Source organism: Pseudomonas soli, assembly GCF_900110655.1.
Lineage (GTDB): Bacteria > Pseudomonadota > Gammaproteobacteria > Pseudomonadales > Pseudomonadaceae > Aquipseudomonas > Aquipseudomonas soli.
The window spans coordinates 34,935-53,839 of record NZ_FOEQ01000005.1; the positions used below are offsets into that span (position 1 = coordinate 34,935).

An 18,905-nucleotide genomic window follows, 5' to 3' on the forward strand; every position below is an offset into this window, starting at 1 on the left:
CCTTCATCTTGTGTTTCAAGCCTACCGGATTGGATCGATCGAATGACTGACACCCGTAACGGCGAGGACAACGGCAAATTGCTCTATTGCTCCTTCTGCGGCAAAAGCCAGCACGAAGTGCGCAAGTTGATTGCCGGCCCCTCGGTATTTATCTGCGACGAGTGCGTCGACCTGTGCAACGACATCATCCGTGAGGAGGTGCAGGAAGCCCAGGCCGAGAGCAACGCGCACAAGCTACCCTCGCCGAAAGAAATCAGCGGTATCCTGGACCAGTACGTCATTGGTCAGGAACGCGCGAAAAAGGTGCTGGCAGTAGCGGTGTACAACCACTACAAGCGCCTGAACCAGCGTGACAAGAAGGGCGACGAAGTCGAACTGGGCAAGAGCAACATCCTGCTGATCGGGCCGACCGGCTCGGGCAAGACGCTGCTGGCCGAGACACTCGCGCGCCTGCTGAACGTACCGTTCACCATTGCCGATGCCACCACCTTGACCGAAGCCGGTTATGTTGGTGAGGACGTCGAGAACATCATTCAGAAACTGCTGCAGAAGTGCGACTACGATGTGGAAAAGGCCCAGATGGGCATTGTCTACATCGACGAGATCGACAAGATCTCGCGCAAGTCGGACAACCCGTCCATCACCCGTGACGTCTCGGGCGAGGGCGTGCAGCAGGCGCTGTTGAAGCTGATCGAGGGCACCGTTGCCTCGGTACCGCCGCAAGGCGGTCGCAAGCACCCGCAACAGGAGTTCCTGCAGGTCGATACCCGCAACATCCTGTTCATCTGCGGTGGCGCGTTCTCTGGCCTGGAAAAGGTCATCCAGAACCGCTCCACCAAGGGCGGCATCGGTTTCAGTGCCGAAGTGCGCAGCAAGGAAGAGGGCAAGAAGGTCGGCGAGTCGCTGCGTGAGGTCGAGCCGGACGATCTGGTCAAGTTCGGCCTGATTCCGGAGTTCGTGGGCCGTCTGCCGGTTCTGGCGACGCTGGACGAGCTGGACGAGGCTGCGCTGATGCAGATCCTCACCGAGCCGAAGAACGCGCTGACCAAGCAATACGCCAAGCTGTTCGAGATGGAAAGCGTCGACCTCGAGTTCCGCAGTGATGCGCTCAAGGCCGTCGCGCGCAAGGCCCTGGAGCGCAAGACCGGCGCCCGTGGCCTGCGTTCGATCCTCGAGGGCGTGCTGCTCGACACCATGTACGAGATCCCTTCGCAGAAGGATGTCAGCAAGGTGGTGATCGACGAGAGCGTCATCGAAGGCTCTTCGCAGCCGCTGCTGATCTACGAGAACAGCGAGCCGCAAGCCAAGGCCGCTCCCGACGCCTGATCGGGAACGGGGTAGCAACAGGAAGGGGCCTTTTGGGCCCCTTTTTGCATTTCATGGCCTGGGCGCTTGTAATTTCCCAGGGCTGCCCCCACATTAGCCCCAAGCACCATTTCCAACGGTTTCCGGCCACATGGCCGCTGTAGAGGCGAAATCATGAAGACCACCCTCGACTTGCCTCTTTTGCCATTGCGTGACGTTGTCGTCTATCCGCACATGGTCATCCCACTGTTCGTGGGGCGTGAGAAGTCCATCGAGGCCCTCGAGGCCGCGATGACGGGCGAGAAGCAGATCCTCCTGCTGGCCCAGAAGAATCCTGCCGACGACGATCCAGGCGAAGACGCCCTGTATCGCGTGGGCACCGTCGCCACCGTCTTGCAACTGCTCAAGCTGCCCGATGGCACCGTCAAGGTGCTGGTCGAGGGTGAGCAGCGTGGCGCTGTCGAGCGCTTCAACGAAGTCGATGGCCATATCCGTGCCGAAGTCAGCCTGATCGACGAAGTCGAGACCGCCGAGCGCGAGTCCGAGGTCTTCGTGCGCACCTTGCTGTCGCAGTTCGAGCAATACGTGCAACTGGGCAAGAAAGTCCCGGCCGAAGTGTTGTCGTCGCTCAACAGCATCGAAGAGCCTGGCCGCCTGGTCGATACCATGGCCGCGCACATGGCGTTGAAGATCGAGCAGAAGCAGGAGATCCTCGAGATCGTCGAGCTGCAGGCGCGTGTCGAGCACGTGCTGGCGCTGCTCGATGCGGAGATCGACCTGCTGCAGGTCGAGAAGCGCATCCGTGGTCGCGTGAAGAAGCAGATGGAGCGCAGCCAGCGCGAGTACTACCTGAATGAGCAGATGAAGGCCATTCAGAAGGAGCTCGGCGATGGCGACGAAGGTCACAACGAAGTCGAGGAGCTGAAAAAGCGCATCGACGCCGCAGGCCTGCCCAAGGATGCCCTGGCCAAGGCCCAGGCCGAGCTGAACAAGCTCAAGCAGATGTCGCCGATGTCGGCCGAAGCCACCGTGGTGCGCTCGTACCTCGACTGGCTGGTGCAGGTGCCGTGGAAGGCCCAGAGCAAGGTGCGCCTGGACCTGACCAAGGCCGAGGAGATCCTCGACGCGGACCACTACGGCCTGGAAGAGGTCAAGGAACGCATCCTCGAGTATCTCGCCGTGCAGAAGCGGGTGAAGAAGATCCGTGGCCCGGTGCTGTGCCTGGTCGGTCCACCTGGCGTGGGCAAGACCTCGCTGGCCGAGTCGATCGCCGCCGCCACCAACCGCAAGTTCGTGCGCATGGCCCTGGGGGGCGTGCGTGACGAAGCCGAGATCCGTGGTCACCGTCGTACCTACATCGGTTCGATGCCCGGTCGTCTGATTCAGAAAATGACCAAGGTCGGTGTACGCAATCCGCTGTTCCTGCTCGACGAGATCGACAAGATGGGCAGCGACATGCGCGGCGACCCGGCCTCGGCGTTGCTTGAGGTGCTCGACCCCGAGCAGAACCACAACTTCAACGACCACTATCTGGAGGTCGACTACGACCTCTCGGACGTGATGTTCCTGTGCACCTCGAACTCGATGAACATCCCGCCGGCGCTGCTTGACCGCATGGAAGTCATCCGGCTGCCGGGCTACACCGAGGATGAGAAGATCAACATCGCGGTCAAGTACCTGGTGCCCAAGCAGGTCAAGGCCAATGGTTTGAAGAAGGATGAGCTGGAGGTCGACGTTTCGGCCATCCGCGACATCATCCGTTACTACACCCGCGAGGCCGGCGTGCGTGGTCTGGAGCGCCAGATCGCCAAGGTCTGCCGCAAGGTGGTCAAGGAGCACACCGGCGCCAAACAGGTGAAGGTCAAGGTGACCGGCGAGCAGCTGGAGCAGTTGCTGGGCGTGCGCAAGTTCCGCTATGGCCTGGCCGAGCAGCAGGACCAGATCGGCCAGGTCACCGGCCTTGCCTGGACCCAGGTCGGTGGCGAACTGCTGACCATCGAGGCCGTAGTCATTCCCGGCAAGGGGCAATTGATCAAGACCGGTTCGCTCGGCGACGTCATGGTCGAGTCGATCACTGCCGCGCAGACGGTGGTGCGCAGCCGCGCTCAAAGCCTGGGGATCGCTGCAGACTTCCACGAGAAGCGCGACGTTCACATACACATGCCCGAAGGTGCCACGCCCAAGGATGGCCCTAGCGCCGGTATTGGCATGTGCACCGCGCTGGTGTCGGCCCTGACCCAGATCCCGGTTCGCGCCGATGTGGCGATGACCGGTGAGATCACCCTGCGTGGCCAGGTTCTGGCCATTGGCGGGCTCAAGGAAAAACTCCTGGCGGCACACCGTGGCGGCATCAAGACGGTGATCATTCCGGAAGAGAATGTTCGGGACTTGAAGGAGATTCCGGAAAACATCAAACAGGATCTTCAGATCAAACCGGTCAAATGGATTGACGAAGTCCTCCAAATTGCGCTGCAATACGCCCCGGAGCCCTTGCCAGATGTGGCTCCGGAGATTGTCGCGAAAGATGAGAAGCGCGACGGCGATGCTAAGGAAAGAATCAGCACGCACTAGTACGTATTTCGCTGGGGGGCTTTGGTTGACAGCATTTTCGGCCCCTTGCTATAAAGCGGCACGCCAGTGTCAACAGGCCACCCAGCGCTCGTTTCATAAGCTTTTCATTACATACTTAGAAACAAACTCAATAGAGAAATAAGGGGACTTAGAGTGAACAAGTCGGAACTGATTGACGCTATCGCCGCATCCGCTGACATCCCGAAAGCTGTAGCCGGCCGTGCGCTGGACGCAGTCATCGAATCCGTCACCGGCGCCCTTAAGCAAGGTGACGATGTAGTACTGGTAGGTTTCGGTACTTTCTCGGTCAAGGAGCGCGCTGAGCGCACCGGCCGCAACCCGCAAAGCGGCGCAGCCATCAAGATCGCTGCCGCCAAGGTTCCTGGCTTCAAAGCTGGCAAGGGCCTGAAAGACGCCGTCAACTAAGTCGTCTTTCAGCCGGCCCAGGCGTCGCCAGGGCCGACCGCGTGACGGCGGGTCGCAAACGTTCCCGCTGGCACGCTCGCTTCGAAAAGGCGCATCCACTGGATGCGCCTTTCTTCTATCAGGATTCTACCCACGCTCCGCGGTTGTCGACGCAGTGGTACAGCCGTTTCTGGGGGACGCATGCTGCAGAATATCAGGGACAATTCACAAGGTTGGATTGCCAAGACCATCATCGGCCTCATCGTCGTACTGATGGCGTTGACCGGTTTCGAGGCCATTTTCCAGGCCGCCAGCCATAGCCAGGACGCCGCCAAGGTGAACGGCCAGACCATCAGCCAGAACGAGCTGAGCCAGGCCGTGGACATGCAGCGCCGCCAGCTGATGCAACAGTTGGGCAAGGATTTCGACCCTGCGCTGTTGGACGAGAAGATGCTGCGCGAGGCCGCGCTCAAGGGGCTGATCGATCGCAAGCTGCTGTTGCAGGGTGCCGAAGACGCCAAGTTCGCTTTTTCCGAGGCAGCGCTGGATCAGCTGATCCTGCAGACGCCTGAATTCCAGGTCGATGGCAAGTTCAGCGCCGAGCGCTTCGATTCGGTTATCCGCCAGATGGGCTACGGCCGCATGCAGTTCCGCGAGATGCTCGCCCAGGAAATGCTCATCGGCCAGCTGCGCACCGGCCTTGCCGGCAGCAGCTTCGTCACCGACAAGCAGGTCGAGGCCTTCGCCCGCCTCGAGAAGCAGACCCGTGATTTCGCCTCGCAGACCTTCAAGGCCGATCCGGCCGCGGTCAAGGTGAGCGATGACGAGGTCAAGGCGCACTACGACCAGCACGCCAAGGAATTCATGACCCCGGATCAAGTGGTCATCGATTACCTCGAGCTGAAGAAGTCGGCCTTCTTCGACCAGGTCAAGGTCGACGACGGCGAGCTCAAGGCCCTGTACGAGAAGGAAATCGCCAATCTGGGCGAGCAGCGCCATGCCGCGCACATCCTGATCGAGGTCAACGACAAGACTGACGATGCCAAGGCCAAGGCCCGCATCGAAGAGATCCAGCAGCGCCTGGACAAGGGTGAGGACTTCGCCAAACTGGCCAAGGAATTCTCCCAGGACCCGGGTTCGGCCAACACCGGTGGTGACCTCGGCTTCGCCGGCCCTGGCGTGTACGACCCGGCCTTCGAGGACGCGCTGTACAAGCTGAACAAGGACCAGGTATCGGCACCGGTGCGCACCGAGTTCGGCTACCACCTGATCAAGCTGCTGGGCGTGCAGGCGCCGGATGTACCGAGCTTCGCCAGCCTGAAGGACAAACTGACCCACGAGCTGAAGACCCAGCAGGTGGAGCAGCGCTTCGTCGAGGCCACCAAGCAGCTTGAAGACACCGCCTTCGAAGCTTCCGACCTGGCCCAGCCGGCCCAGGATCTGGGCCTGAAGGTACACACCTCCGCTGCCTTCGGTCGCGAGGGCGGCGAAGGCATCACTGCCAACCGTGCGGTGATCCAAGCCGCGTTCAGCGAGCAGGTGCTGGAAGAGGGCGCCAACAGCAACGCCATCGAACTCGACCCGGAAACCGTGGTGGTCGTGCGCGTCAAGGAGCACCGCAAGCCCGAGCAGCTGCCGTTGGAGGCCGTGGCCAAGAACATCAGCGAGCACCTGGCCAAGGAGAAGGCGATTGCCGAACTCAAGGCCAAGGCCGACAAACTGATCGCTGGCCTGCGCGATGGCTCGGTCAAGGCCGAAGGTCAGGGCTGGAAGCTCCATGAAGCGGTCACTCGTGGCCAGGACGGCATCGATCCGGCCGAGCTGCAGGCGGTGTTCCGCCTCGGCAAGCCAGCGGCCAAGGACAAGCCGGTCTACGGCAGCGTGGTGCTGGGCGATGGCAGCCTGGTGGTCCTGCAGTTGAAGGGCGTCAACGAAGGTGCCGCCGCCACCGATGAAGAGAAAGCGCAGATCCGTCGCTACCTCGCATCGCGTGCCGGTTCGCAGGACTTCGCGGCCTATCGCAAGCTGCTGGAAGGCAGTGCCGACATCACCCGCTACTGAGTCGTGTGCTGATCGCGAAACAGGCCGCTTAATGCGGCCTGTTTCGTTTGTGTGCTTGATGGCGCCATCGCGATGGCCTCAGGAGCGCCGAACCCCTTCATGATTGTCCAGCGTGTCCCGGGCAATCTCCCGCCCCAGGGCGATCAGCTCCGGCGCCTTGTAGAACTCGAAGAAGCGGCATACCCGCTTGGGAACGTTGATCAGCACATCCGGCGGATACCCGGCGATCTTGTACTGCGCCAACGACGTCTGCATCACTTCGAAACTCTGGTTGATCAGGTCCAGCAAGGACGCCGGGCCGACGTTGTCGACGATGAACGAGCCGGTGGCCGACTTGGGCGCGCCTTCGCTCTGCGGCGCCGCCGCCGGCTGCTGGCCTTGCGGTTCGGCGCTCTCGCCTAGCCAGGGGTTGGATGCGGCGAGCCCTTCGGCGACGATCTCCTGCTCCAGGCGGATCAGCTGTTCGGCCGGCTTGCGCCGGAACGGCAGGCGCGACCCTAGCGAGCTGATCAAGGCGTCGAAACGCATCTTGAACGCCGCCGGACGCTCGATCACCGGCAACTGATACTGCATCTGGTTGGTGGCGTTGAGGTTGACGGCGATGATCAGGTCGCAGTGGCTGGACACCACCGGGACGATCGGCAGCGGATTGAGAATGCCGCCATCGACCAGCATGCGATTGCCTTGCACCACCGGGGTGAACAGGCTGGGGATGGCCGCCGAGGCGCGCATGGCCTGGTGCAGGCAGCCCTCCTGGAACCATATTTCCTGCTGGTTGGTCAGGTCAGTGGCGACTGCCGTGTAGGGAATGCGCAACTGTTCGATGTTGATCTCGCCGACGATCTTGCGAATCTGCCCGAATACCTTGTCGCCACGAATGGCGCCCAGGCGAAAGCTGACATCGACCAGGCGCAGCACGTCGAGGTAGTCCAGGCTCTCGATCCAGCTGCGGTACTCGTCGAGCTTGCCGGCGGCGTAGATGCCGCCTATCACCGCGCCCATGGAGCAACCGGCGATGCAGGCGATCTCGTAGCCGCGCCGTTCGATTTCCTCGATCACGCCGATGTGCGCATACCCTCGGGCGCCACCGGAGCCCAGTACCAATGCCACGCGTTTGCCCATGACTATTCCCCCTGCAGCTGTGCAACCATGGTCCAACAATGCACCTAATGGCACCTGTGCTTCAATGTAGCCCGCGCTGAACTACGCTGAGCAGGGCACTTTTCGTTTGCTGTGCCGTCGAACGGCCACCTTAGTTTTTCACCCTCGAGGTATTACCGATGAAAGCCTGGATCACCCTTCCTCTGATTGCCCTGGCCCTGGCCGGCTGCGCGGGCAAGACGGCCTATCGCGACAGTTGCGCGACCCAGCTCGATGCCGCCTGGAAGGAACTGGATCTGGCCAAGGCCGAAGGCTTTGCCGGCACCGTGAGCTATTCCAAGGCGTTGTCGCTGCTGACCGGCGCCAAGACCCAGCAGCAGTTCGAAGGCTTTGAAGGTTGCACCCGCAAGGCCGAGAAGGCGCGTTTCTACATTCGTGAGTCCCGCGCCGGGCGTTGAGTGAGGAGCGTCACATGCCGAGCATGATCGACCATGTGGTTTCCAGGGTCCTGGCCCTCCAGGTGGGAATGCTGGCCTGCCGCGAGCGTCTCGCTGCCGATACCGACAGCGAGGCGCTGCACGACCTGCGCACCACCCTGCGCCGGCTGCGTAGCTTGTTGCGGCCCTTGCGTGGCTTGCCGGGTGTCGAGCAGTTGGAGGAAGCGGCGGGGGCACTGGGCACGCTCACCACACCGTTGCGTGACCGCGAAGTGCTGGCCGCGCAACTGGTCGGGCGCGGTCATGTGCGGGCCGGCGAGCGCCGCCAGGAGGGAAGGGCACGGACCTTTGCCGGCGTCGCGTCCAGTGCCCAGCTTACTCGGGTACTGGCGATCCTCGACGCCTTCCCGCTGTTCTTGCGTGCTGCCGACCGCGAAGGCTTGATGCAAGGCATGCGTAGGCGCATCGACAAGCGCCTGGAGAAGCAATGGCGCAAGCTGGCCAAGGCGCTGGATGATCCGGCCCATGATCGGCATCGTCTGCGCCTGCTGATCAAGCGCGTTCGCTATGGGGACGAGGCCTACCCGCAACTCGAGCATGCCGGCAAGAAGCTGCAGCGTCTGTTGAAGAAGGCGCAAGGCGATCTTGGCGACTGGCATGACCGCGTGCAGTGGTTGCTGCAGGTGCGTGAGCACAGCGACCTGGCGGGCTGCAAGGTGGCCTGGGAGCATGAGCTGCATGCTGCCGAGGGGCGCTCTGATCTGACTCTCGAGGCATTGCAAAAAGCCCTGGCGCGCCGTTAGTCCCGGTAAATGACCGAAATGCGGGCTGTGGCTGGCGTGATCGCTGGTTACTATCGGTTCTTTTCGCGCAGGAGCCCTGGCACATGAACTTCACAGAATTGCTGACAGCCGCGCGCGCTCACCCCGAGGCGGTCAGCGTGCCGGCTGGCTGGGCCCAGGGGCGGGCGGTGTTCGGCGGCCTGATGGCGGCGATGGTGCTCGAAGCGATGCGCCAGAAGCTCGACGACAACCGCCCGGTGCGTTCGCTGGCCATCACCTTCGTTGGCCCGGCGGCGCCGGATGTACCGATCAGCCTGGAGGTGGAAGTGCTGCGCGAGGGCAAGGCGGTCAGCACCTTGCTGGGACGCGCCGTACAGGATGGCCAGGTGGTGACCCTGGTGCAGGGTAGTTTCGGTGCCGGTCGTCCTTCCGTGGTGGCGGTCGACGCGCCAGCCGCGATGCCGATGAAGCCGCTGCACGAGGCGGCACCGGAGCTGCCCTTCATCAAGGGCATTACACCGGAGTTCATGCAGCACGTGGCGTTTCGCTGGGCGCTGGGCGGCCTGCCGTTCAGTGGCAATGACTCACGGCATATGGGCGGTTGGGTACGCCTGCGTGATGTCGCCGAGGAGCCGGTCGGGGTGGCGCACCTGCTGGCGCTGGTCGATGCCTGGCCGCCCAGCCTGCTGCCATATCTCAAGCAGCCCGCCGCCGGCAGCACGCTGACCTGGACGATCGAGTTCGTGCAGCCCACGCCGCAGCTGTCGACCCTCGACTGGTGCCGCTATGTGGTCGAGACCGAGTACGCCAGGGATGGCTATGGGCATGCGGCCGCTGCGTTGTGGACGGCGGAAGGGGAGTTGCTGGCGTTGAGCCGGCAGACGGTGACCGTGTTCGCCTGAGCCATCTTCATCAAGTCAATCGCGGGGCAAGCCCGCTCCCACGCCGTTCAATGGCGCTTGCGGGCTTGCCCCGCGATGTTTTCTGTCAGTGGCGATGCTTGTGCCGCTCGCGCCAGGCCCGCCACCAGGCGCCGCTCAGCACGAAGCGCGGGAAGGTGATGAACTGCTCGGTGAGTAGCCGCTGCACGGCATCCTGGCGATTGGTGAAAGGCTCGGGCTGCTCGGCTTCCAGGCGGTGCCCCTGGCGTTGCAGGCCGAGGCCGGCTACCAATGCGATGATACCCACGGCGATCTGCGACAGGTCCAGCCCGAACAGCCCCGACAACACCAGCAGCGCGCCCAGGATGAACAGCGGCACGGCGATCAGATGCAGCACCAGGTTGGTGGGGTGGCGATGATTGTGGTGGTAGCCGCGCCATTGCCAGGCGGGCAGGTTGGGCAGTCGTTTGCTCATGGACAGATCCTCGGGGGCCTGTGCAAAGCTTAGTGCGGCCCCCGCATGGGGGCCAATCGAGGCTGGCTATGGTGACCATAGCCAGTGAGGGTCAGAGCTTGAGCTGGCCGATGGCCTTGTTCAGTTCGCCGGCGAGGGTCGCCAATTCGCTGCTGGTGGTGGCCGAGCCCACGGTCTGCTGCACGGTCTCTTCGGTCACGTCGCGGATACTGACGACGGCGCGATTCATCTCCTCGGCCACCTGGCTCTGCTGCTCGGCGGCCACGGCGATCTGCGTGTTGCTTTCGCGCATCTGCGCCACGGCGCTGGTGATCTCGGCCAGGGCCTCGCCGGCCTCGCGCGCCTGCTTGACGCAATCGTCGGCCTTGTACGAGCTTTCCTGCATGAAATCCACTGCGTCGCGGGTGCCGGCCTGCAGGTCGGCGACCATGGTGGTGATCTCGTCGGTGGAGGTCTGCACACGCTTGGCCAGGTTGCGCACTTCGTCGGCGACCACGGCGAAGCCCCGGCCCAGGTCGCCGGCCCGGGCGGCCTCGATGGCGGCGTTGAGGGCAAGCAGGTTGGTCTGTTCGGCGATGCTGTGGATGACCCCCACCACGCCATTGATCTTCTGGCTGTCGTCAGCCAGCTGGCGGATCATCTCGGCAGTCTGCTGCACACCGCTGGACAGCCCGGCAATCGAGTCCTGCACGCGGCTGACCACCGCCTGGCCGCTGCCGGCCAGGGTGTCGGCGGTCTGCGACAGGTCGCGGGTGGCGCCGGCGTGCTGGGCGATATGGTGCACCGTGGCGGTCATCTCGTTGATCGCGGTGGCCGCCTGGTCAGTCTCGCTCTGTTGGCCGATCATGCCGTGGCGCACCTCGTCCATGCTGCCGGCAAGGCGCGCGGCGCCCGAGTCGAGCTGCGCGGCGGTGCGCGCGACGGTGCTGACCACGCGGTGGTAAGTGGTCTGCATGGCGTTGAAGGCACCGGCCATCTGGCCGACTTCGTCGCCGCAGGCCAGCGGTACCCGGGCCGACAGGTCGCCGGTTTTTTCCACGTGCAGCATCACGTCCTTGAGGGTGTTGAGCTGGCTGAGCAGGAAGCGGATCAGCAACTGCGAGGCGCACAGCATCGCCAGCATCAGGATCAGTACGCACACGGCATAGTTGCTGAAGCGATCGAAATAGACCTGGCGCAGGCTGGGGGACTGGGCAAGCACGGCGATGTGCTGCTCGTCCCGGCGCAGCACCTGGGCGCCGCGCAGCGGGTTGTCGCCGAGGATCCAGGCACTGGGCAGCTCGACCCAGCCCTGGGCATCGCGCAGAGCCTCGAGTGGTTCGCCGGCAAACTGCGGCGTCTGGCCGTTGCGCCAGGTGATCAGGTTGGCCTGCGTTGGCAGCGCCTGCCCGGCGGGCCAGGCCGCGAGCAGTTCGGCCTGGGCCTGCGCTTGCGCCTGGGCGCCGCCGGCGCGGGCCTGCTGCTCCAGGTGCACGGCATAGAGCACCAGCATCAGCGTGGTGACGAAGGCCACTGCGTTGACGGCCCAGAACTTGTATTTGAGGGAAACGTTGCTAAGCCAGGCACCCATGGTAGGTCTTCTCTGAGTTGGCGGAAACATTATTGGCAAGGTGCCATCATTGTGCCCGCCAAGGCCAGGGACCTCGTTGATATGCGTCAAGAAACCTCAGGCAGGCCAAAGAACGCGCGGGCGCAGGCGCTGGTGTGGGCAGCGGTGTGTTCCACCGTTTCGCCGCGGTGCAGCGCCACCTCGCGGAGCACTTCGGGCAGGAACGCGGGCTCGTTGCGGCCGTTCTTCGGCTTGGGCCTGAGGCTTCGTGGCAGCAGGTAGGGCGCGTCGCTTTCCAGCATCAGGCGGCCTTCCGGGATGTTGCCGACCAACGGGTGCAGGTGGGTGCCACGGCGCTCGTCGCAGATCCAGCCGGTGATGCCGATGTGCAGGTCCAGGTCGAGGTAGGCGAACAGTGCCTGGCGTTCACCGGTGAAGCAGTGCACCACCGCCGCGCTCAGGTGGTCGCGGTAGCTCCTGAGGATCGCCAGCAGGCGTTCGCTGGCCTCGCGCTCGTGAAGGAACACCGGCAGGCGCAACTCGACCGCCAGCGCCAGCTGCGCCTCCAGGGCCTTTTCCTGGGCGGGGCGTGGGGAGAAGTCGCGGTTGAAGTCCAGGCCGCATTCGCCCACGGCCACGACCCGCGGTTGGGCGAGCAGTTCGCGCAGCTGACGTTCGCTGTTAGCGCTCCAGTGGCTGGCATCGTGGGGATGCACGCCGGCAGTACTGAACAGACGCTGGCCAGGCTCGTCCAGGCGTTGGCAGAGTTCCAGCGCTTCGGCGCTGACATCCAGACTGGTGCCGGTGAGGACCATCTGTGCCACGCCGGCTTCCACGGCACGCTCGACGATAGCGGCCTGCTGGTCGCGGAAACTGCTGTTGGTCAGGTTGACGCCGATATCGATCAGTTGCATGGTGCTACCTCTTGCCGCGGGGCGGCCAGCATAGCAAAAACCGCGATATCGCGAAAAAACCAAGAACTTCAAACGTTTGCCGTGGTCTGTTGCGGTCATTTATCACGGATCGATCACAGCGCATGGTGCCTGCCAACCGCCCTCGGACCCTTACCGCCATGGTGCGAACCCTTTTCACCAGCCTGTTGCTGTTCGGGTTGCTGGCCTCCGGGCCGGTCGCTGCCGGCGAAGCGGGGCCGCAACAGCATGTGCCTGCCAGCCCGGCCCGTGACCTGGCGCAGATCCGCTCGAGCAAGGTGCTGCGGGTGCTGGTCAACCAGAGCCGCAACAGTTCCGGCGAGGTAAAGGGTGAACCGGTCGGGATCGAGTATTACCGCCTGCGTGCCCTGGAGCACGCCCTCAATGCCCGGGTCGCCGACGGCCAGGAAATCACCCTGAAGATCATCCCCCGCGCCAAGGAGCAGTTACTCGGTGCGCTGCAGCGCGGCGAGGGCGATCTTGCCGCGCCCGGTGAACTGCTCGACCCTGGCGTGGTGCGCGGCGTCGAGGCCAGCGCCCCGGTGCTCGACCAGGTTCCCCTGCAACTGGTCGGGCGCAAGGGCGAGCGCGGCTACAACCGTGCCGAACAGCTGTCCGGGCGCACCATCGCCCTGACCACCGCCAGTGCCGCGGGGCCGGCGATCGAGGCGATCAACCGGCAGTTGGCGCTGCGCAAGCGGGCACCGATCAAGGTGGAGTGGGTTGACCCGACGCTGGCGGTGGAGGATGTGCTGGAGATGGTCCAGGCGGGCATCTACCCGCTGACCGTGGTGGAGCGTCCCATCGCCCAGCGCTGGGCGCGGGTGATGCCGCGCCTGCGGGTCGACAGCAAGCTGCAGCTGGCTCCGCCCCAGGCCATGCGCTGGTATCTGCGCAAGGATGCGCCGATGTTGCGCACGGCGGTGGACCGCTTCCTGGCCACCTACCGCGCTCCCGACAACCAGGACGCGGCGTTCGAGCGTATCTACCGGCGCCAGTACCGGGTGCACAACCCATTGGCCCGTCAGGACCGCCAACGCCTGGCCGCGTTGCGCCCGGTGCTGCAGAAGCATGGCGGCGACCAGCAGTTCGACTGGCTCAACCTGGCTGCCCTGGCGTTCAAGGAGTCCACCCTCGATCCCAAGGCGCGAGGCACCGGCGGTGCCCACGGGCTGATGCAGATCACGCCGTCGGCGGCCCAGCGGGTAGGCGTGAGCAACACCGCCACGGTGGATGGCAACGTCCAGGCCAGCGCCCGCTACCTGGCGCTGATCCGCCGCAAGTTCTTCGCCAGCCCCCGGCTCAACGAGCGCGAGCGCATGGCGTTCATCCTGGCCGCCTACAACCTCGGGCCGGAGCGAGTCCAGGCCATGCGCGCCGAAGCCCGGCGCCGGGGGCTCAATGGCAACCAGTGGTTCTTCCAGACCGAGCGCATCGCCATGGAGCAGGTGGGCATGGGGCCGGTGAACTTCGTCAACAGCGTCAACAAGTACTACCTTGCGTTCAACCGCGAGCGTGCCTCCCTGGAGCGGGTGGCCAAGCGCTAGTTAATCTAATTATTCGATATGATTTACGCGATTATTGCGATTTTCTTATTCGATGGTTTGATTATGATGGCGCCCATCCAACACACACCTGCTCAAACAAGGAAGCACTCATGAACAACTCCCTGAAAGCCCTTTTCACCACTCGCGCCGGCTACGGCCTGAGCGTCGTGCGCATCCTGGTCGGTGTCATCTTCATGGCCCATGGCGCGCAGAAACTCTTCGGCCTGTTCGGTGGCTACGGCCTGGAAGGCACCGGCCAGTGGATGGAAAGCATCGGCCTGGCTCCGGGCTACCTCATGGCCCTGCTGTCCGGTAGCGCCGAATTATTTGGCGGCCTGGCGCTGGTGGTCGGCCTTTTGGCCCGCCCGGCTGCGCTGGCGCTGAGCGTGACCCTGGTAGTGGCGATATTTTCGGTGCATATCGGCAACGGGCTGTTCATGTCCAACAACGGTTATGAGTTCGCCCTGGCGCTGCTGGCCGGCACCGTGGCGGTGCTGATCGAAGGCGCGGGCCGCCTGTCGCTGGACCGTGTGATCGCACGCTGAAACAAAGCTGCAAGCTTCAAGCCTCAAGCTGCGAGTGGTCAAAGCGATCGACTTGCAGCTTGTAACTTGCGGCGTGTCCCTCTAGCATACCGATTGCGCCGATTTAAACAGCTACTTGCGGGGCGCAGGAAGGGCCCCGACGGGTCTTCCGAAATACCGCTAAAGCGCTGGTTCGGTGACGCCTCCCACCGCTGCCCAGCGGGATCAGCGAGGCGGAGAGAGACTCCATGAGTTGCCCACGTACCAGTGTCTGTTTGACCCCCCTGGCCAATAACCAGGCTTCCCGTACCCCGCGCATCCTGCTCGGCGGCCAGCATCAACCCACGCTTTTGCGCAATCTCGATGGTTTCTCCCGGCGCAAGGGCCAGGCCTGTGCCTTCCTCATCCAGTTCTCCGACAGCTGTGACCAGCTCGATCAGTACGGCAACGACCGCTTCGACCTGGCCGTGATCCAGGCTCCCGCGGCGCAGGATGCCGACGAGGTCATCGGCCAGCTCATCCGCATCGCCCGCCAGGGGTTGATCACCCGCCGTTGAGCGGCGTGTCGCGGCCAGGCGTTTTTCGTTAAGCTCGGTCTCTCGGTGGGCGCCTTGCGCCTGCCGTGGATGCGCTGAGGAGACAGTCGTTGAGCACCAACATCATTACCATCGAAGGTCACGCGGCTCTGAAAAAGGAGCTCGATCACCTGTGGCGGGTCTATCGTCCGGAAATCACCCAGAAGGTTACCTGGGCTGCCTCGCTGGGCGACCGCAGCGAGAACGCCGACTACCAGTACAACAAGAAGCTGTTGCGCGAGATCGACCGCCGCGTGCGTTACCTGCGCAAGCGCCTGGAAGACGTCAAGGTGGTCGAGTATTCACCCCAGCAGGAGGGCAAGGTGTTCTTCGGCGCCTGGGTGGACATCGAGAACGACGACGGTGAACAGTTGCGCTTTCGCATCGTCGGCTATGACGAGATCCACGGACGCAACGACTACATCTCCATCGATTCGCCCATGGCCCGGGCATTGCTCAAGAAAGCCGAGGGCGACGAGGTGGTGGTGCGTACGCCCACGGGCGAAGCGACCTGGTACGTCTGTTCGATTTGCTACAACCCTTGACACAACGAGCCGGGGCGCGCGCCTTTACCCCTCGCGCAGCACTGCCAACGGGCTAGCGTTGAGTGCGCGGCGGGTGCCGACCACGCCAGCTCCGCCCACCAGCACCGCCCCGGCCAGTGGCAGCGCCAACAGCCACGGGTGTGGTGCCCAATGCAGATCGAAGGCATAGCGGTACAGCGCCCAACTGATCAGTTCGCAGCCCAGCGCCGCGAGCAGGCCGCTGGCGGCGCCGAGCAGACCGAACTCGATGCGTCTTGCCTTGACCAGCAGCGGGCGTGCCGCCCCCAGCGCCCGCAGCAGGGCACCTTGGCGAATGCGTTCGTCGAGGGTTGCCTGCAGGCCAGCGAACAGTACCGCCAGCCCTGCGGCCAGCACGAACAACAGCACGTACTCCACTGCCAGGGTGACCTGGGCGAGGATGCTGCGCAGCTGGGCGAGCAGTGCATCGACCTGCAGCACGGTCACTGCCGGGAAGGCCCGGGATAGCGCGACGATTTCCTGGTCGTGGCCCGGCGCCAGGTAGAAGCTGGTGAGGTAGGTGGTGGGCAGGTCTTGCAGCGTGCCCGGCTGGAAGATCATGTAGAAGTTGGGCTGGAAACTGTCCCAGTGCACGCTGCGCAGGCTGCTGACTCGAGCCTGGCGTTGCTGGCCGCCGATGTCGAAGGTCAGCAGGTCGCCCAGTTGCAGGTGCAGGCTCTGCGCCAGCTCCGCCTCCACTGAAACCCCGGGGGCTTCATCGTTGGCGGGTGCCTGCTGCCACCATTGGCCGGCGCTCAGGGCGTTGCCCTGGGGCAGCTCGGCGGCCCAGGTCAGGCTGAGGTCGCGCTGGATGGCGCGTTCGCCGGTGGACTCCTTGCTGACCAGCTGGCGTACCGGCTGCTCGTTGATATGGGTCAGGCGGCCGGGAATTACCGGGTATAGCGGCGCGGCGGTGGCGTTGATCTGGGCCAGGCGCTCGGCGAACGGCTGGCGCTCGTCGGGCAGGATGTTCAGGGCGAAATGATTGGGTGCGTCCTTGGGCAACTGCGCCTGCCAGGTGTCGAGCAGTTCCGCCCGCAGCAGGGCGACCAGGCCCATTGCCAGGAGGATCAGGCCGAAGGCCAGGGCCTGGCCGGCGGCGGCCAGCGGGTGGCGCAGCAACTGCCCGAGCCCCAGCCGCCAGGCCAGCGGCGCGCCGGCCAGCAACCGGCGCAGGCTGCGCAGGCCGAGCAACAGTAATCCACCCAGCAGCAAGGCGGCGATCAGCCCCCCGCCGAGCAGGGCGAAGGTCAGCAGCAAGTCCAGGCTCAGGCGCCACATGATCAGGCCCAGGGCAAGCAGTGCGGCGCCGTAAACCAACCAGCTGCTCGGTGGCAGTGGCAGCAGGTCGCGGCGCAGCACGCGCAGCGGCGGCACGCGACCCAGGGCTGCCAGTGGCGGCAAGGCGAAGCCGGCCAGGGCAACCAATCCAGTGCCGATGCCGGCCAGCGCCGGGGTGAGGCCACCGGGTGGCACCTGGCTGGGCAGCAGGCCTTCCAGCAGGCGGAACAACCCCAACTGGGCGAGCCAGCCGAGCACCGCGCCGATGACCGCGGCGGCGACACCGAGCATTGCCAGTTGCAGGCTGTAAAGGCCGAGGGCTTGGTGCCGAGACAAGCCCAGGCAGCGCAGCAGGGCACTGGCATCCAGGCGCCGCGCGGCATAGCGGCTGGCCGACAAGGCCACGGCGATGCCGGCCAGTAGCACCGCCACCAGGCTCGCCATGTTCAGGTAACGCTCGGCCTTGCCCAGTGCGCCGCCGATCTGCCGGTTACCATCGCGGGTGTCGAGCAGGCGCTGGTTGGCGGCCAGGCTTTTCTCCGCCGTCTGCCGGTACTTTTGCAAGGCATCGATATCACCACGCCACAGATCGCGGTAGCTGACTCGGCTGCCAGGCTGGATCACGCCGGTGGCGTCCAGATCGGCGAGGTTCATCAGCACTCGCGGCGTAAGGCTGTAGAAGTTGCCGGCGCGGTCAGGCTCATAGGTCAGCACGCGGCTCATGCGCAGGGTCTTCATGCCCACGTCGATGCTGTCGCCGATGGCCAGGCCAAGCGCCGCGAGCAGGCGCGGTTCGACCCAGGCTTCACCCGGCGCCGGGCCACCGCCGGGCGCTTCCTCGGCGTAGGGAGCCGGGGCGCTGCGCAATTGGCCGCGCAGCGGGTAGGCGGGGTCGGCCGCCTTGATGCTGGAAAGCTGGATGCCGCTGTCGCCACCGACGACGCTGGTGAATTCCACCACTCGCGCATGGTCCAGGCCCAGCGCGGTGCCATCGGCAATCTGCTGGGCGCTGGGCGGGGCGCTGCCTTGCAAGACCAGGTCGGCGCCGAGGAACTCGCTGGCGCGCAACTGCATGGAGCCGTTGAGGCGGGCGCCGAAATAGCCGATGGCGGTACTGGCCGCTACCGCCACCAGCAATGCGAAGAACAGCACCCGAACTTCGCTGGCGCGAGTGTCGCGCAGCAACTGACGCAGTGCCAGGGCACACATTCGCGGGAATGATAGACCGGTCATCAGGGCTCCAGGGGCGCCACCAGGCGTCCGGCATCCAGGCGGATCAGGCGGCGGCAGCGCATGGCCAGGCGTTCGTCGTGGGTTACCAGCACCAGGGTGGTGCCGCGCTCCTGGTTCAGTTCGAACAACAGGTCGCTGATGCGCTCGCCGGTGTGACTGTCGAGGTTGCCGGTGGGCTCGTCGGCGAACAGCACTGCGGGCTGCGCGGCGAAGGCACGGGCGATGGCCACCCGCTGCTGTTCGCCACCGGAGAGCTGGCGCGGCGTGTGGCTCAGGCGTTTACCCAGGCCGACCCGCTCGAGCAGGTCGCGGGCATGCTCGCGGGCATCGCGCCGTCCGTCGAGCTCCAGCGGCAGCATGACGTTCTCAAGGGCGTTGAGGCTGTCGAGCAACTGGAACGACTGGAACACGAAGCCGACGTGCTCGGCGCGCACCCGGGCGCGTTGGTCCTCGTCGAGGGGGCCGAGGTCGTGGCCGGCGAGGATGACTTTGCCGGCGCTGGGGCGGTCGAGCCCGGCGAGCAGGCCCAGTAGCGTCGACTTGCCGGAACCGGAGGCGCCTACGATAGCTAGGCTGTCGCCCCGGGCGAGGTCAAGGGAGAGGGCGTGGAGGATGGTCAGGTCGCCTTCCGCGCTGGGGACCACTTTGCTAAGGTTCTGCGCAACGAGAATGCTGGGGCCCAT

General features: G+C 64.6%; 17 protein-coding genes. 11 read left to right on the plus strand and 6 right to left on the minus strand.

The features are described from left to right. Positions 1-42: 42 nt before the first annotated feature. From clpX to BMY03_RS12940, 4 genes are all read left to right on the plus strand, one after another. Positions 43-1,326 (plus strand): ATP-dependent Clp protease ATP-binding subunit ClpX, encoded by a 1,284-nt coding sequence (clpX, locus tag BMY03_RS12925; protein WP_031314790.1) that lies wholly within the window; start codon positions 43-45, stop codon positions 1,324-1,326. Between the two features lie 153 nt (positions 1,327-1,479). Further along, complete coding sequence (gene lon / locus BMY03_RS12930; RefSeq protein WP_046854889.1) at positions 1,480-3,876, plus strand: endopeptidase La; 2,397 nt, start codon at positions 1,480-1,482, stop codon at positions 3,874-3,876. Between the two features lie 153 nt (positions 3,877-4,029). Next, complete coding sequence (locus BMY03_RS12935; RefSeq protein ID WP_094011285.1) at positions 4,030-4,302, plus strand: HU family DNA-binding protein; 273 nt, start codon at positions 4,030-4,032, stop codon at positions 4,300-4,302. Between the two features lie 180 nt (positions 4,303-4,482). Next, positions 4,483-6,342 (plus strand): SurA N-terminal domain-containing protein, encoded by a 1,860-nt coding sequence (locus tag BMY03_RS12940; RefSeq protein ID WP_094011286.1) that lies wholly within the window; start codon positions 4,483-4,485, stop codon positions 6,340-6,342. 78 nt (positions 6,343-6,420) lie between these two features. Here BMY03_RS12940 and BMY03_RS12945 read toward each other — a convergent pair whose 3' ends face one another. Continuing rightward, positions 6,421-7,464 carry a patatin-like phospholipase family protein gene (locus BMY03_RS12945; protein ID WP_046854891.1) on the minus strand — a complete coding sequence of 348 codons (1,044 nt, stop codon included), beginning with the start codon at positions 7,462-7,464 and terminating at the stop codon, positions 6,421-6,423. Between the two features lie 158 nt (positions 7,465-7,622). Here BMY03_RS12945 and BMY03_RS12950 point away from each other — a divergent pair, with 158 nt between their 5' ends. From BMY03_RS12950 to BMY03_RS12960, 3 genes are all read left to right on the plus strand, one after another. Continuing rightward, positions 7,623-7,901: a hypothetical protein gene (locus BMY03_RS12950; protein ID WP_046854892.1), complete on the plus strand. Its 279-nt coding sequence runs from the start codon at positions 7,623-7,625 to the stop codon at positions 7,899-7,901. Positions 7,902-7,915: 14 nt separating this feature from the next. Next, the gene (locus BMY03_RS12955) at positions 7,916-8,683 is read left to right on the plus strand and encodes a CHAD domain-containing protein (RefSeq protein ID WP_094011287.1); all 768 of its coding nucleotides are present in this window, start codon (positions 7,916-7,918) and stop codon (positions 8,681-8,683) included. A gap of 83 nt (positions 8,684-8,766) precedes the next feature. Further along, the gene (locus BMY03_RS12960; RefSeq protein WP_094011288.1) at positions 8,767-9,564 is read left to right on the plus strand and encodes an acyl-CoA thioesterase; all 798 of its coding nucleotides are present in this window, start codon (positions 8,767-8,769) and stop codon (positions 9,562-9,564) included. A gap of 85 nt (positions 9,565-9,649) precedes the next feature. On the opposite strand, the gene BMY03_RS12965 is transcribed toward BMY03_RS12960, so the two are convergent. The 3 genes from BMY03_RS12965 to BMY03_RS12975 all read right to left on the minus strand — a co-directional run bounded on the left by BMY03_RS12965 (position 9,650) and on the right by BMY03_RS12975 (position 12,481). Beyond that, on the minus strand, positions 9,650-10,018 hold the full coding sequence (locus BMY03_RS12965; RefSeq protein ID WP_023629735.1) for an Mpo1-like protein: 369 nt from the start codon (positions 10,016-10,018) through the stop codon (positions 9,650-9,652). A 91-nt stretch (positions 10,019-10,109) separates the two neighbouring features. Continuing rightward, positions 10,110-11,588, minus strand: coding sequence for a methyl-accepting chemotaxis protein (locus BMY03_RS12970; protein ID WP_038706447.1), 1,479 nt, complete (start codon positions 11,586-11,588; stop codon positions 10,110-10,112). 86 nt (positions 11,589-11,674) lie between these two features. Further along, positions 11,675-12,481 (minus strand): TatD family hydrolase, encoded by an 807-nt coding sequence (locus BMY03_RS12975; protein ID WP_023632969.1) that lies wholly within the window; start codon positions 12,479-12,481, stop codon positions 11,675-11,677. 158 nt (positions 12,482-12,639) lie between these two features. Here BMY03_RS12975 and BMY03_RS12980 point away from each other — a divergent pair, with 158 nt between their 5' ends. The 4 genes from BMY03_RS12980 to greB all read left to right on the plus strand — a co-directional run bounded on the left by BMY03_RS12980 (position 12,640) and on the right by greB (position 15,690). Further along, complete coding sequence (locus BMY03_RS12980; protein ID WP_038707578.1) at positions 12,640-14,046, plus strand: MltF family protein; 1,407 nt, start codon at positions 12,640-12,642, stop codon at positions 14,044-14,046. A 110-nt stretch (positions 14,047-14,156) separates the two neighbouring features. Then, positions 14,157-14,591, plus strand: coding sequence for a DoxX family protein (locus tag BMY03_RS12985; RefSeq protein ID WP_094011289.1), 435 nt, complete (start codon positions 14,157-14,159; stop codon positions 14,589-14,591). Positions 14,592-14,818: 227 nt separating this feature from the next. Beyond that, complete coding sequence (locus BMY03_RS12990) at positions 14,819-15,127, plus strand: hypothetical protein (RefSeq protein ID WP_023631682.1); 309 nt, start codon at positions 14,819-14,821, stop codon at positions 15,125-15,127. Positions 15,128-15,216: 89 nt separating this feature from the next. Continuing rightward, positions 15,217-15,690, plus strand: coding sequence for a transcription elongation factor GreB (gene greB, locus BMY03_RS12995; protein WP_023631683.1), 474 nt, complete (start codon positions 15,217-15,219; stop codon positions 15,688-15,690). Between the two features lie 24 nt (positions 15,691-15,714). Here greB and BMY03_RS13000 read toward each other — a convergent pair whose 3' ends face one another. Then, a complete protein-coding gene (locus BMY03_RS13000) occupies positions 15,715-18,222 on the minus strand; it encodes an ABC transporter permease (protein ID WP_094011290.1) in 2,508 nt (835 codons plus the stop codon). Further along, positions 18,222-18,905, minus strand: coding sequence for an ABC transporter ATP-binding protein (locus BMY03_RS13005; RefSeq protein ID WP_038706445.1), 684 nt, complete (start codon positions 18,903-18,905; stop codon positions 18,222-18,224). The genes BMY03_RS13000 and BMY03_RS13005 overlap by 1 nt, the downstream gene beginning before the upstream one ends.